Raw genomic sequence first — 12,603 nt, 5'->3', positions numbered from 1 at the left:
TCGATTGACAAGCCATCGTGACGGCATAGACTGCGCGTCTTATTGCGGCGCAACAAAAAGACGCCCAAGCCAACGAAACCGGGAACGACACCTCATGAATGCCTTCGCCAACCCTTGGGCCTTACGCAGCACCGATCAGCAGGTCGAATGGCTGCAGGAAGGCTCCGAGTTGCTGCGCCGCGGCATGGAGCGTCTGCTCACGACACAGCAGGAAGGCTATCGCGACTGGCTGCAGGCACTGGCTGCACGCCCCGCTTCACCCGCCCAGATCGGCGAGCATGTCGATCATGGCGTGAATCTGGGTTGCGCCTTGCTTGTCGCCCAAGTATCCCTGATGAATGATGCCATCCAGCTTGCAGAGCGGGCCTTGGCCGATCAACAGCGCCAGCTGCTTGGACAACTTGACACACAAACGGCCTCGCCCCTGCATGATCCGATGCGCAAGGCGCTGTGCGTGAGCGCCTGCACGGCCGACTCAATGTCCAAAGCTGTCCGTCAGGTCGCCAGCTTTGCCAGCCATCATCTCTCCACCGCCGCCGTCAGCGCCGTACAACAGGCGCGCGACAAGATCACCAGCACACACTGAGACGCACATGCCGGTTTGTGCCCGTCCCGCGCCGAGCCGCACATGCTGACCCTGCACGATGCCGGTCTGAACCGGGATGGCCAGCCGGTCCTGCAAGGTATTCATGCCCAGGCAGCACCCGGTAGCCTCACAGCCTTGCTGGGCCCCAACGGCGCGGGCAAATCCAGTCTGCTGGCCCTGCTGAGCGGCGAACTGGCGCCGGACCAAGGGGCGTGCCACTTCGGCGGAGAACCCATCGCAGGCCTGAATGCCAACCGGCTGGCCCGCTACCGCGCCGCGCTAGCGCAAGAAAGCTCGCTGGATTTTGACTTCAGCGTACGGGAACTGGCCCGACTGGGCGGCACACCGTTCCCGGAGATTCCGGCTGCCGTGCTCGAAAGTCTGATCGACAGTGTGCTGCAGCTGGTAGATGTGACCGCCCTTGCGCCCCGTCGCTACCTCAGCTTGTCGGGTGGAGAACGCCAGCGGGCGCAGCTTGCCAGGGTGCTTGTGCAGGCCTGCCTCGCGGCCAGTCACGGCCCGGCGCTGTTGCTGCTCGATGAACCCACTGCCAGCCTCGACCCCCGTCATCAGCATCTGCTGCTGGCCGGCCTGCGTGAGCTCTCTCACAAGCTGCCACTGATCACGCTGGTCAGCCTGCATGACATCAACCTGGCACGCAATTACGCGGATCAGGCCTGGCTGCTATGTCAGGGCCGGCTTGTCTCCTCTGGCTTGCCAGGTGAATGCCTGAACAGCACCACGCTGGCCACGGTATTCGAGCTGCCGGCGCGCGAGGTCGAGGGGCAAATCCTCTTCGGCCTGCCACCCGTACGTCAGGCATGAGCGCCAGCCCTTCGCGAGCATCGCAACCGCACGCCGGCCCTGCTGGTCAGCTGCCCCGTCCTTGCCTAGAATTCAACCTCCAACCTGTGGCCACTCCTTCATGAAGCTGATCGCCTCGCTGACAAGCCCTTACGCCCGCAAAGTGCGCGTCGTCCTGCACGAGAAGCGTATAGAGTGTCCGTTGACCGTGGATACGCCATGGAACGCCGATAGCCAGGTGCCGCATTACAATCCGCTCGGCAAGGTGCCCGTGCTGGTCCTGGACGATGGTTCCACGCTGTTTGATTCGCGCGTGATCGTCGAGTATCTGGATCATGTCTCGCCAGTGGCGCGGCTGATTCCGGCTGAATACCGTCAGACCATACAGGTCAAACGCTGGGAAGCTCTGGCCGACGGTGTAGCCGATGCCGCGATTGCGATCTTTCTTGAGCGCAAGCGCCCGCAGGATCAGCAAAGCCCCGAATGGATCGCGCGCCAGCAGGGCAAGGTCGATGCCGGTCTCGCCGCGCTGGCAGCCGATCTGGGTGAGCGTGCCTGGTGCAATGGTGAAACGTATACACTGGCCGATATTGCCGTAGGCTGCTGCCTGGGCTGGCTGGCCTTCCGCTTCCCCGAGCTGGATTGGCGTGCCCGCCACCCCAATCTGGCGCGCCTGATGGATAAACTTGAACAACGTCCGGCTTTTGCCGAAACCCTTCCTCAAACCTGAGCACGCGGACACAACGCCTAGCGCATAACTGAATACTTCCCCCAACAAGGCCGTATCCGTGTGGGTACGGCCTTGCGCATTTTTATTGCGGCGGGTCACAAACCTGTCGTGCTGCCATTGCACACTCCGGCCAGTGTTGGCCGATGTTGGAGAAAGACATGAAATTCCGCTTCCCCGTTGTCGTCATCGACGAGGATTTCCGCGCAGACAATTCGAGCGGCCTGGGCATCCGGGCGCTATCCACCGCGATCGAGGCCGAGGGCTTCGAGGTTGTCGGCGTGACCAGTTATGGCGATGTGGCCGGCTTTGCGCAGCAACAGAGCCGTGCTTCGGCCTTCATCCTGTCGATCGACGACGAGGAGTTCGTCGGCGCGCAAGCGGGCGAGGAAACCTCGGCCATCCACAACCTGCGTGCGTTCGTGGAAGAAATCCGCTTCAAGAACAACGACATCCCGATTTTTCTCTATGGCGAAAAGCGCACCAGCCGCCACATCCCCAACGATGTGCTGCGCGAGCTGCATGGCTTCATCCATATGTTCGAGGACACACCCGAATTCGTGGCCCGCAGCATCGTACGCGAAGCCCGCCAGTATCTGGACAGCCTCGCCCCGCCCTTCTTCCGCGCACTGCTGCACTACGCGCAGGACGGCTCCTACAGCTGGCACTGCCCCGGTCACTCGGGCGGCGTGGCTTTCCTGAAGAGCCCGGTCGGGCAGATGTTCCATCAGTTTTTCGGCGAGAACATGCTGCGCGCCGACGTCTGCAACTCGGTCGATGAACTGGGCCAGTTGCTGGATCACACCGGCCCGATTGCTGCGTCCGAGCGCAATGCCGCGCGCATTTTCGGTTGCGACCATCTGTTCTTCGTCACCAACGGTACGTCCACCTCGAACAAGATGGTCTGGCACGCCACGGTAGCGCCCGGCGATATCGTCGTGGTGGACCGCAACTGCCACAAGTCCATCCTGCATTCGATCATGATGTGCGGCGCAATTCCGGTGTTCCTGATGCCCACACGCAATCACTACGGCATCATCGGCCCGATTCCGCTGAGCGAGTTCCAGCCTGAAACCATCCAGAAGAAGATCCAGGCCAACCCATTCGCACGGGAAGCGCTAGCCAAGCGCCCGAACAACAAGCCACGCATCCTTACGATCACGCAGTCCACTTACGACGGCGTGCTCTACAACGTGGAAATGATCAAAGAAGTGCTCGGCGACACCATCGACACGCTGCACTTCGATGAAGCCTGGCTGCCGCATGCGGCCTTCCACGATTTCTACAAGAACATGCACGCCATCGGTCGTGATCGCCCGCGCTCGCAGGATGCGATGGTGTTTGCCACGCAATCGACACACAAGCTGCTGGCGGGCCTCTCCCAAGCCTCGCAGATCCTCGTGCAGGAATCGGAAACGCGTCAGCTCGACCGTCACCGCTTCAACGAGGCCTACCTGATGCATACCTCGACCAGCCCGCAGTACTCGATCATCGCCTCCTGCGATGTGGCGGCCGCCATGATGGAAGCGCCCGGCGGCACCGCGCTGGTTGAAGAGTCGATTGCCGAGGCGCTCGATTTTCGTCGCGCCATGCGCAAGGTCGATGCGGAATACGGCGACTCCTGGTGGTTCAAGGTCTGGGGCCCGGAATACCTGGCCGAAGAAGGCATCGGCTCGCGCGAAGACTGGGTGCTCAAGGCCGACGACCACTGGCACGGCTTTGGCGGCCTGGCCGACGGCTTCAATCTGCTGGACCCGATCAAGGCCACCATCATCACCCCGGGCCTCGATGTGGATGGCCACTTTGCCGATACCGGCATCCCGGCGGCCATCCTCACCAAGTACCTGGCCGAGCATGGCATCATCATCGAGAAGACGGGCCTGTACTCGTTCTTCATCATGTTCACCATCGGCATCACCAAGGGCCGCTGGAACACCATGGTGACCGAGCTGCAGCAGTTCAAGGACGCGTACGACGCCAACTCGCCGCTGTGGCGCGTCATGCCCGAGTTCATTGCCAAGAACCCGCATTACGAGCGCATCGGCCTGCGCGACCTGTGCCAGCAGATCCACGAGGTCTACCGCGAGAACGATGTGGCTCGCCTGACCACCGAGATGTATCTCAGCGATATGGTGCCGGCGCTCAAGCCGTCCAAGGCCTTCAGCAAGATGGCCCACCGCGAGATCGAACGCGTGGCGCTGGATCAGCTCGAAGGCCGCGTCACCGCGATCCTGCTGACGCCCTACCCGCCCGGTATTCCGCTGCTGATTCCGGGTGAGCGCTTCAACAAGACCATCGTCGATTACCTGCGCTTTGCGCGCGCCTTCAACGAACGCTTCCCCGGCTTCGAGACCGATATTCACGGTCTGGTGAAGCATGAGGATGGCGAGTACTACGTGGACTGCGTGATCGGCGAGTAAGCCTTTGTCACCACCATGAAAAACGCCGCGTTGATCGCGGCGTTTTTCATGGGGTACCTACCGGCTTCACGCCAATAAGGACTTCTCGTTGGCCAGCAACTCGTCCAGCGTCTCGCGACGGCGTATCACCCTTGCCTTGCCTTCGCCGACCATCACCTCCACCGCACGCGGCCGGGTGTTGTAATTGGAGCTCATGGTCATGCCATAGGCGCCAGCCGACAATACGGCCAACAAATCGCCTTGTGCCACGGCAAGCTCACGATCCTTGCCCAGGAAATCACTGCTCTCGCAGACCGGGCCGACTACATCGTACGTATGCTTCTCGCCCGTGCCTGGCGCAACTTCAACGATATCGTGATAAGCCTGATACAGCGCAGGGCGCATCAAGTCATTCATGGCAGCATCGACGATCGCAAAGTGTTTGGTCTCACCGGGCTTCACGTATTCGACACGCGTCAGCAACAAGCCGGCGTTACCGACCAGCGAGCGGCCTGGTTCGAGCACGATCTTGAGATTGCGGCCAGCCAGCCGAGCCAGCAGCGGCTTGGCGTAGTCGGCCACATCGGGCGGCGTTTCGTCGGTGTAACGGATGCCGAGGCCACCGCCCAGATCGATGTGTTCGAGCACGATCCCATCTGTCGCCAAGGCATCGATCAGCGCCAGCAAGCGTTCCAGCGCGTCCACGAAGGGCGTCACTTCGGTCAGCTGCGAGCCGATGTGGCAGTCGATACCAATCACGCGCAGGCCGGGCAAGCTGGCCGCCAGTCCGTAGACACGACGCGCCTGATCGAACGCCACACCGAACTTGTTGTCCTTGAGGCCAGTGGAAATATATGGGTGCGTCTTGGCATCCACATCCGGGTTCACCCGCAGGCTGACCGGTGCCTTGACCCCCAGTTCGACAGCCACCGCACTGAGTCTGTGCAGTTCGGGCTCGGATTCCACATTGAAACAATGGATACCGGCTTGCAGCGCCACACGCATTTCATCTGCCGTCTTGCCCACGCCCGAGAACACGATGCGCTCGGCCGGCACACCCGCTGCCAGCGCGCGCGCCAGTTCGCCGGCTGAGACAATGTCACAGCCCGCACCCAGCCTGGCGAAAGTCTGCAACACCGAAAGGTTGGAGTTGGCCTTCATCGCGTAGCAGATCAGTGCATCGGGAAAAGCCTTGCGATAAGCCTTGAAGGTATCGCTGAGAAAGGCTTCCGAATACACATAACAGGGGGTGCCGAATTCGGCGGCAATATCGGCCAGCGCCAGGCCATCAAGGGCCAGGCCCTTGGCAGTAGAGGTCAGATTCATCTTATTTCTTCGTGTCCGTGCCGGCCTTTGCGGCGTCCGGCTGATAGAGCGGGCCCTTGTAGCCACAGCCAGCAACAAGGACGAGGGTCATCAAACAAAGGGCAAAGCGGCGCATGGCGGCCCCGGAGCGGTAAAATGGCCATACTAGCAACCGCAAGCCCCCGCGGCCAATGACCGAAAGCGCATGAACAATGAACGAGAGTGAATTCCTCAACGCCAGTGATGCCGTATTCGACCGGATTGAAACGGCGCTCGACGACGGCGAATTCGATGTGGATCTCAACCGCAACGGCAATGTCTTGGAGATCGAGTTCGACGACGGTGCCAAGATCGTCGTCAACCGCCACGCCGCCAATCAGGAGCTGTGGCTTGCAGCGCGCGCTGGCGGCTTCCATTACCGCTTCAAGGACGGCAAATGGCTAAGCACGCGGGAAAATGGCGAGTTCTTCGACCAGCTTGCCGGACTGGTTGCCAGCCACCATGGTGATCGACGGCCTGCATTTTGATCGGGCTTGAATGGCTGACCAACCTGTCGCCGGCATGGGGGCTGAGCGGGCTGTTTCTCTCTGCATTCCTCTCCTCTACCCTGCTCCCCGGCAATTCCGAGTTGCTGCTCGCGGGCTGGCTCAGCCTGCGGCCGGAAACCCTCGGTCTGGCCGTGGCGCTGGCCACACTGGGCAATACGGCAGGCGGCACGACAACCTTTCTGCTGGGCAAGCTCGCATGCCGGCATCCCGGTATGAAGCGCCGGCAACCATCCGCCCGCACTCGTGCTTGGCTTAGCCAAGCAGGCAGCCCCGTACTGCTGCTCAGCTGGCTACCGGTGCTGGGGGACGGTCTCTGTTTTGCAGCGGGCTATCTAGGCATCCCGACTGGCCGCGCCGTACTCTGGATGGGGGCGGGAAAAGGGCTGCGTTACCTGCTGATTGCCCTGCCATGGCTGTAAGAATGCGTCCGCCTGAAGGGAAACTACTGTTTCGTAGTCCCTGTTACAACATCTCCATGACGTAATTATGTTGCATTGCCGCAACCCGTCAATTTTTTACAACAAGTGATTTTTCTTTTTATTTCAACAGCTTAACAAAAGAATCATAAAAATTGCGTGCTAGCCATCAGGGTTATCACCCACGCAGCAACATTGCTTCGCGCTTCAAGCGGCGCCTATCATTAGCCCGAGTTTTATGTTCGTCCGATAATCGGGCGACCCTGATGCAAGTCGTTATCTTTACTTGAACAAGGACACACCATGAATAAGAAACTAATCGCCCTGGCTGTTTCCGCTGCCGCTCTGGCACCGGCCGTGTACGCTGAGAATGAAGTGATTCTGTACGGCCAACTGAACGTGGCTGTGCAAGCTGGCAAGATCAACGTTGCTAACGGCGCCGCCCAAAGTGATCAACTTGGCGTGCAAAACATGGCTTCGCGCATTGGCGTGAAGGGTCAGGAAGATCTGGGTGGTGGCATGTCCGCTTTCTTCTTGGTCGAAACCGATGTTGCGCCGGACAACTCCGCCAATAGCGGTTCCTTTGCCTCGCGCGAAGGCTGGGTGGGTCTGAAGGGTGACTTCGGCACAGTGTCCCTGGGTCGCGGCAAGAGCCTGTACACCAAGACCACTGAAGAGCTGGACATCTGGTATCTGGATCAGTCCCTCGGCCTGACCGCCAACAGCAGTGGCGATCACGTCTATCGCGTTTCCAACGCTATCCGCTACACCTACGAAGCCGGTCCTCTGACCTTCGGTATCGAAAACGGCTTTGGTGAGAACAAGGCCAGTGGCAAGAAGGCCAATAACGATCTGGGCGCAAACGTGAAGTTTGCAGCCGAAGACTTCTCGGTGTTCGGCTCGCTGCACACCGTCAAAGCAGATGGCGTGCCGACTGAGAAGCACCTGGTCGTTGGTGGTAGCTTTGCCCTGGGTGATGTCACGCTGGGCGCTGCTGTTCAACGCCGTGATACCGGTAGCGTCAAGTTCACCGACCCCCTGGTCAGCATCGGCTATGCCGTTGGCGACCTGAGCCTGAACGCTGGTGTTATCAGCTGGGATAAGGACATGGGCGACGCCAAGGCTCAAGTGAACCTGGCTGGTTACTACAGCCTCTCCAAGCGTACCGTTGCCATGGTCGAATACACCAACAACTACGCTGGCGTGAAGAAGAACAACGTGCTGTCGGTGGGTGTCAGCCACTCGTTCTAATCGCAGTCGCGATACGCAAGTCCCCGGAAAAGGCAGCCTCGGCTGCCTTTTCTCTTTGGTGGCCGTCAAACCGGTGATGCTTATCCGAGAGTGGCTTGACACCGGCCCGCCGCATTGCCAACCTGACCTTGCTTGGCCAATCCGTATCTGTCTGGCCACCCTATTGCTTACAGGAGCCCCCTCATGTTCAAGGAATTCCGCGAATTCGCCATGCGCGGCAATGTCGTCGACCTGGCCGTCGGTGTCATTATCGGTGCCGCGTTCGGCAAGATTGTCGACTCGCTGGTCAAGGATGTGATCATGCCGCCCATAGGCTACCTGCTCGGCAGCGTGGATTTCTCCAATCTGTTTCTGGTGCTCAAAGAGGGCGCCAAGGCAGCGGGACCCTACGAGACACTGAAGATGGCCCAGGAAGCCGGTGCGGTGACCATCAACGCCGGTCTGTTCATCAATAGCGTGGTCAGCTTCATGATCGTGGCATTCTCGGTGTTTCTGCTGATCCGGACCCTGAACCGTCTCAAACGCGCCGAAGCGCCCGCGCCAACCGAGGTCACCACCAAGGCCTGCAGCTATTGCTTCAGCGCGATCGACATCAAGGCCACGCGCTGCCCCTGCTGTACTTCTACGCTGAACTAGGCATAGTCAGCCAACCCAGAGCCACAGAAATGCAAAAAGCCGGTCAAAGACCGGCTTTTTTTGATGAAGTGGCGCGCCCAGCAGGGATCGAACCTGCGACCTTCAGCTTCGGAAACTGACACTCTATCCAACTGAGCTATGGACGCGCGAAGGGGCGCAAGCATACCGTGGTTTGCTCGCCAGCGTCCAGCCGCATACGCCAGCGATTGGAGGGGCGGTGTTTCATCGCTATAATCGCTGGGTTCGAAGGAATCCCTGTCCGCGGCCTCCCGGTTTTTGAGCACCAACCACGGTTCCGGTTTTCTTCCCCGTACTGATACACCTGATACAAACAGCGCAAAAAAAGGATGGCAGCATGAGCGAAGCGCAAGCCGAATCCACGATGTCGGCCAAGACACTGATCGCCGTGGTGGTCGCCACGATCGTCGGTATTCCCCTGTTTATCTACCTGATCATCAAGCTCGCCACGGGCGGCTTGCAAGTAGACCCGCAGGGCCCGACCATGACCGAAACCGCCGTGGCCGCACGTATTCAGCCTGTCGGCGAATCCAAGCTCGACGAATCCGGCCCTCCCGGCAGCCGCAGTGGCAAGGCGGTTTACGATGCCGTTTGTGCTTCGTGCCACGCAGCAGGCCTGGCCGGCGCACCCAAGTTCGGCGATACCGCCGGCTGGGCTGCACGCCTGAGCAAGGGCTTCAGCAGCATGGTGAACAATGCCATCAAGGGGATCAATGGCATGCCGGCCAAGGGCGGCGCAGCCGACCTGACCGACGATGAAGTCGCTCGTGCTGTGGCCTATATGGGCAACGCAGCCGGCGGCAAGTTCACTGAGCCCGCCATCCAGGGCGCACCAGCCGCCGCAACTGATGCCGCCGCACCTGTTGCAGACGCTGCCGCTGCTGCGCCTGCCAAGGTGGATCTGGCTGCCAAGGGCAAGGAAATCTACAACAGTGTCTGCATGGCGTGCCATGCCGCTGGCGTGGCCGGTGCCCCCAAGGTAGGCGACAAGGCCGCTTGGGCGCCGCGTATCAAGGGTGGTCTGGATGCTGTGGTGAAGACCGCCGCCGCAGGCAAGGGCGCCATGCCGCCCAAGGGTGGTTTCGCGGGTTCGGATGAAGAGTTCCGTGCCACGGTTGAATACATGGTCAACGCGTCCAAGTAATCAATCCGCCTGAACCAGGCAGTTTCAGCACAGACGGCACATCTTCGGATGTGCCGTTTTGCTTTGGGCAGCCATCAGGCTCTCAGCATATCCAGTGGCGTGTAGCGGCCACCCAGTGCCGCCTCCCCATCGCTATGCCAACAGTAGCGGCAGGCGGTGGCATAAAGCTGGCGGAAGTCCACCGAGTGGCGCAGATTGCCGCTGTCCAGATTGGCAAGATCTGGTGCCTTGCCATACAGGCCGCCGCGCACCGCGCCCCCCAGCAAGAAATGGGCGCTGGCCGTGCCGTGGTCCGTCCCCCCGGAGCGGTTTTCCTGCGGCCGACGACCGAACTCGGCGTAGGTCATGATCAGCGTATCCTGCCAGCAGCCCAGTTCAGTCAAGGCTTGCTGCAACGCCCCCAATCCCTCCGCCAGTTCGGTCAGCAGCCGCTGGTGGGTAGCTCGCTGATTGACATGCGTATCGAAGCTGCCAAGCGTGAGCCGAAACATGCCGATTTGCCGGTTGGCCGCCAAGGCTTCCATGGCCGTTTTGACGGTACGTCCAAAGCCATGAGCAGGGAAAGGCGTGTCGAGTTTCGCACCCGAAACCAAGCCGCGGGCCGCCAGACGGATATCGTCCTCGACCTTGTACAGGTGGGTGAGTGCGGCATTGTGCATACCTACGCTCATATCACCCGCCAGCTTGGCCTGACGGGCAAAGCTGGCCGGACTCTGCAGCACCAATGAGCGCGCGCCGCCATCCAGTGGGCCGAGCGCTGGGCTACCCACTGCAATGCCGTCGGCAATAAAGCCGGTCGGCAAGGGCCTTGCAGCGAACTGGCGCGTCAGCCAGCCCGTTTGGAGCACGGTGTCGCTGCTGGATGCGGTATCCCAGATTTCAATCGAGCGGAAATGCGAGAGATTGGGCTTTGGATAGCCCACGCCCTGCACCACGGCCAGCTCGCCTAGCTGCCATAGCGGCATCAGCGGCAGCAAAGCCGGATGCAGGCCGGTTTGTGCATCGAGCGGCAAGACCTGATCACGTTCAATGGCAATGGTCGGGCGTAGCGCGTAGTAGGCCGGGTTCGCGTACGGCACAACGGTGTTGAGGCCGTCGTTGCCGCCTTTGAGCTCCACCATGATCAGCAACCTGGGCTTGCCGCCCGTGCCGGCCGGTGCGGCAGCCCAGGCGACGCTGCCGGATAGGCAGGCGGCTGACCACAGGCTGCCCAGCTGGAGAAACTGGCGTCGTTGCATGATGTGCCTCCTTACTTGAGCTGGAACAAGGGGTCGAGCACCAGCCTGCTGATAGCCTCGGCGGGAGATGCAGTCATCATCGTGCTGTCTGCCTCGGGTTCGAGCGGCAGAAGCAACAGGCTGGCACGCCCCAGCCCGCCAGCCTGCGCCACCCAGTCGTCCAGATGCAGATCTTGGGCGCGCCGGCTCAAGCGCAGGCTGGCGCGGTCGCTCCGATCTGCGCCAGCCATAGCCGCGACGTCGGCGCTCTCTGCGGCACGGAATATCCTCGCCAGCAGCTGCTTACGGGTCAGCAGGGTCTGGCTGTTGATCCAGTCTGTGTAGCCCGGCCAGCCTTTGACGTTGGGCGGATTGAACAGGTCTTGTCCCAGGCCGCGGTTCACGGCCATGGTGGTGCGCCAGTCCGGCGGCGTGATGCCGAACTGGCGGAATGTACCCAGCGTGAGCTCTACCGGCGATTTCACCAGTACGCCACGGTTGGCTTCGGCGTAAAAGGCATCCGACACCAGCAGCGCACGCATCAGTGGTTTGATCTCGTAACGATGCTGCCGGAAAACCCGCGCGAGACGCTTGAGCTCGCGGGCGTCTGGCTCAGGCGAGACGAATTCCAGCCACAGCTTGCGCGTGATGAACTCGGCAGTTTCCGGGCGTGCCAGCAGCCGTTCCAGAAAAGCATCCGGGTCGTAGTTGCCGCGCTGGCCGAAGATCGTCTTCTCGCCAAAATCGTGCTGGGCCAGGCGGAAGCGGTATGCGCCCGTATCGCGATCCAGGCTCATGCCAGTGAGTGCGCGTGCCGCTTCACGGATGTCCTGCTCGCTGTAATTACCCTCCCCCAGCGTAAACAGCTCCATCACCTCTCGCGCCAGATTCTCGTTGGGCTGGCCCTTGCGGTTCTGGATGGCATCCAGATACACCAGCATGGCCGGTGCCTTGATCGCGTCGTGCAACAGCTCGGCAAAGTTGCCCAGCGCGTGCTCGCGGAACTGTACGTTCTGCTGATACAGCCACTGCGGCTGCCGCACCTTCTGCAACGATGAAACGAAGTGGTTGTGCCAGAACAGCACCATCCGTTCGGTCAGCGGCGAGGGTGTATCGCGGATTTCGTCATACCACCAGGCGCGCAGCTGTACCCCGCGATCACGCTGCAGTTCACGCGCCGCCTTTTTTTCCACCTCGCTCAAATCCTGATAGCGACGTACCGGCGCGGGCTCGTTCACCCAGACAGGGGGCGTGGTAACAGCCTTGCGGCGGGTCTCGGCCAGCAGTTTGTCCACAGCAGCCGCTCGGTCGAGCCGTGCGTAGCTCGCAACCTCGTCGGACGTGGGGCCGAATCCGGTACGGGCCAGCAGATGGCGGGCGTCGCGTTCACCCAAGGGTTCAGCCGCCACAAACCGGCAACATGCCAGCAATACAATCAACACAAGACGCATGGAAAGAGCACTCCAGCCAGTTGGTACTTTGCAGCAGACTAATGCGCGCCGGGGCTTAGGCGCCAGCGCATAGGTCATCTGCTCAGGGAATTTACATCTGG

General features: G+C 61.0%; 13 protein-coding genes and 1 tRNA gene. 9 read left to right on the top strand and 5 right to left on the bottom strand.

Annotated features, from left to right (window positions below):
• Nucleotides 1–94: 94 nt before the first annotated feature.
• The 4 genes from O9X62_RS11770 (at nt 95) to O9X62_RS11755 (ending at nt 4,537) form a co-directional block, all read left to right on the top strand.
• On the top strand, nt 95–586 hold the full coding sequence (locus tag O9X62_RS11770; RefSeq protein WP_269533058.1) for a hypothetical protein: 492 nt from the start codon (nt 95–97) through the stop codon (nt 584–586).
• Nucleotides 587–628: 42 nt separating this feature from the next.
• Nucleotides 629–1,411: an ATP-binding cassette domain-containing protein gene (locus O9X62_RS11765; RefSeq protein WP_269533057.1), complete on the top strand. Its 783-nt coding sequence runs from the start codon at nt 629–631 to the stop codon at nt 1,409–1,411.
• A 100-nt stretch (nt 1,412–1,511) separates the two neighbouring features.
• Complete coding sequence (locus O9X62_RS11760; RefSeq protein WP_269533056.1) at nt 1,512–2,120, top strand: glutathione S-transferase; 609 nt, start codon at nt 1,512–1,514, stop codon at nt 2,118–2,120.
• A gap of 158 nt (nt 2,121–2,278) precedes the next feature.
• Complete coding sequence (locus tag O9X62_RS11755) at nt 2,279–4,537, top strand: arginine/lysine/ornithine decarboxylase (RefSeq protein ID WP_269533055.1); 2,259 nt, start codon at nt 2,279–2,281, stop codon at nt 4,535–4,537.
• Between the two features lie 66 nt (nt 4,538–4,603).
• Here O9X62_RS11755 and lysA read toward each other — a convergent pair whose 3' ends face one another.
• Both lysA and O9X62_RS16030 read right to left on the bottom strand, forming a co-directional pair.
• Nucleotides 4,604–5,842 (bottom strand): diaminopimelate decarboxylase, encoded by a 1,239-nt coding sequence (gene lysA, locus O9X62_RS11750; protein WP_269533054.1) that lies wholly within the window; start codon nt 5,840–5,842, stop codon nt 4,604–4,606.
• Nucleotide 5,843: 1 nt separating this feature from the next.
• Nucleotides 5,844–5,957, bottom strand: coding sequence for a lipoprotein (locus tag O9X62_RS16030; RefSeq protein ID WP_374708394.1), 114 nt, complete (start codon nt 5,955–5,957; stop codon nt 5,844–5,846).
• Nucleotides 5,958–6,033: 76 nt separating this feature from the next.
• Here O9X62_RS16030 and cyaY point away from each other — a divergent pair, with 76 nt between their 5' ends.
• From cyaY to mscL, 4 genes are all read left to right on the top strand, one after another.
• A complete protein-coding gene (gene cyaY / locus O9X62_RS11745; RefSeq protein WP_269533053.1) occupies nt 6,034–6,348 on the top strand; it encodes an iron donor protein CyaY in 315 nt (104 codons plus the stop codon).
• A complete protein-coding gene (locus O9X62_RS11740) occupies nt 6,345–6,788 on the top strand; it encodes a YqaA family protein (protein ID WP_269533052.1) in 444 nt (147 codons plus the stop codon). Before cyaY ends, O9X62_RS11740 begins: the two co-directional genes overlap by 4 nt.
• Nucleotides 6,789–7,088: 300 nt before the next feature.
• On the top strand, nt 7,089–8,036 hold the full coding sequence (locus tag O9X62_RS11735) for a porin (protein ID WP_269533051.1): 948 nt from the start codon (nt 7,089–7,091) through the stop codon (nt 8,034–8,036).
• Nucleotides 8,037–8,219: 183 nt separating this feature from the next.
• On the top strand, nt 8,220–8,672 hold the full coding sequence (gene mscL, locus O9X62_RS11730) for a large-conductance mechanosensitive channel protein MscL (protein ID WP_308446466.1): 453 nt from the start codon (nt 8,220–8,222) through the stop codon (nt 8,670–8,672).
• 69 nt (nt 8,673–8,741) lie between these two features.
• Here mscL and O9X62_RS11725 read toward each other — a convergent pair.
• Nucleotides 8,742–8,818 (bottom strand) — tRNA-Arg (locus tag O9X62_RS11725).
• A 209-nt stretch (nt 8,819–9,027) separates the two neighbouring features.
• On the opposite strand from O9X62_RS11725, the gene O9X62_RS11720 reads away from it, so the two are divergent.
• Nucleotides 9,028–9,834, top strand: a complete 807-nt coding sequence (locus O9X62_RS11720; protein ID WP_269533050.1) for a cytochrome c5 family protein — start codon at nt 9,028–9,030, stop codon at nt 9,832–9,834.
• Between the two features lie 74 nt (nt 9,835–9,908).
• On the opposite strand, the gene O9X62_RS11715 is transcribed toward O9X62_RS11720, so the two are convergent.
• Nucleotides 9,909–11,072 (bottom strand): DUF1501 domain-containing protein, encoded by a 1,164-nt coding sequence (locus tag O9X62_RS11715; RefSeq protein ID WP_269533049.1) that lies wholly within the window; start codon nt 11,070–11,072, stop codon nt 9,909–9,911.
• An 11-nt stretch (nt 11,073–11,083) separates the two neighbouring features.
• Nucleotides 11,084–12,502 carry a DUF1800 family protein gene (locus O9X62_RS11710; RefSeq protein WP_269533048.1) on the bottom strand — a complete coding sequence of 473 codons (1,419 nt, stop codon included), beginning with the start codon at nt 12,500–12,502 and terminating at the stop codon, nt 11,084–11,086.
• Nucleotides 12,503–12,603: the final 101 nt, after the last annotated feature.

Source organism: Chitinimonas sp. BJYL2 (assembly GCF_027257935.1).
Taxonomy (GTDB): domain Bacteria; phylum Pseudomonadota; class Gammaproteobacteria; order Burkholderiales; family Chitinimonadaceae; genus Chitinimonas.
Note: the sequence above shows the minus strand (reverse complement) of the source record. Positions and strands in the feature narration are given on the sequence as shown.

What these genes read in the sequence shown, in the direction of transcription:
- O9X62_RS11770 (WP_269533058.1), top strand. Translation starts at nt 95, where the DNA reads ATGAATGCCTTCGCCAACCCTTGGGCCTTACGCAGCACCGATCAGCAG.
- O9X62_RS11765 (WP_269533057.1), top strand. Translation starts at nt 629, where the DNA reads ATGCTGACCCTGCACGATGCCGGTCTGAACCGGGATGGCCAGCCGGTC.
- O9X62_RS11760 (WP_269533056.1), top strand. Translation starts at nt 1,512, where the DNA reads ATGAAGCTGATCGCCTCGCTGACAAGCCCTTACGCCCGCAAAGTGCGC.
- O9X62_RS11755 (WP_269533055.1), top strand. Translation starts at nt 2,279, where the DNA reads ATGAAATTCCGCTTCCCCGTTGTCGTCATCGACGAGGATTTCCGCGCA.
- lysA (WP_269533054.1), bottom strand. Translation starts at nt 5,842, where the DNA reads ATGAATCTGACCTCTACTGCCAAGGGCCTGGCCCTTGATGGCCTGGCG.
- O9X62_RS16030 (WP_374708394.1), bottom strand. Translation starts at nt 5,957, where the DNA reads ATGCGCCGCTTTGCCCTTTGTTTGATGACCCTCGTCCTTGTTGCTGGC.
- cyaY (WP_269533053.1), top strand. Translation starts at nt 6,034, where the DNA reads ATGAACGAGAGTGAATTCCTCAACGCCAGTGATGCCGTATTCGACCGG.
- O9X62_RS11735 (WP_269533051.1), top strand. Translation starts at nt 7,089, where the DNA reads ATGAATAAGAAACTAATCGCCCTGGCTGTTTCCGCTGCCGCTCTGGCA.
- mscL (WP_308446466.1), top strand. Translation starts at nt 8,220, where the DNA reads ATGTTCAAGGAATTCCGCGAATTCGCCATGCGCGGCAATGTCGTCGAC.
- O9X62_RS11720 (WP_269533050.1), top strand. Translation starts at nt 9,028, where the DNA reads ATGAGCGAAGCGCAAGCCGAATCCACGATGTCGGCCAAGACACTGATC.
- O9X62_RS11715 (WP_269533049.1), bottom strand. Translation starts at nt 11,072, where the DNA reads ATGCAACGACGCCAGTTTCTCCAGCTGGGCAGCCTGTGGTCAGCCGCC.
- O9X62_RS11710 (WP_269533048.1), bottom strand. Translation starts at nt 12,502, where the DNA reads ATGCGTCTTGTGTTGATTGTATTGCTGGCATGTTGCCGGTTTGTGGCG.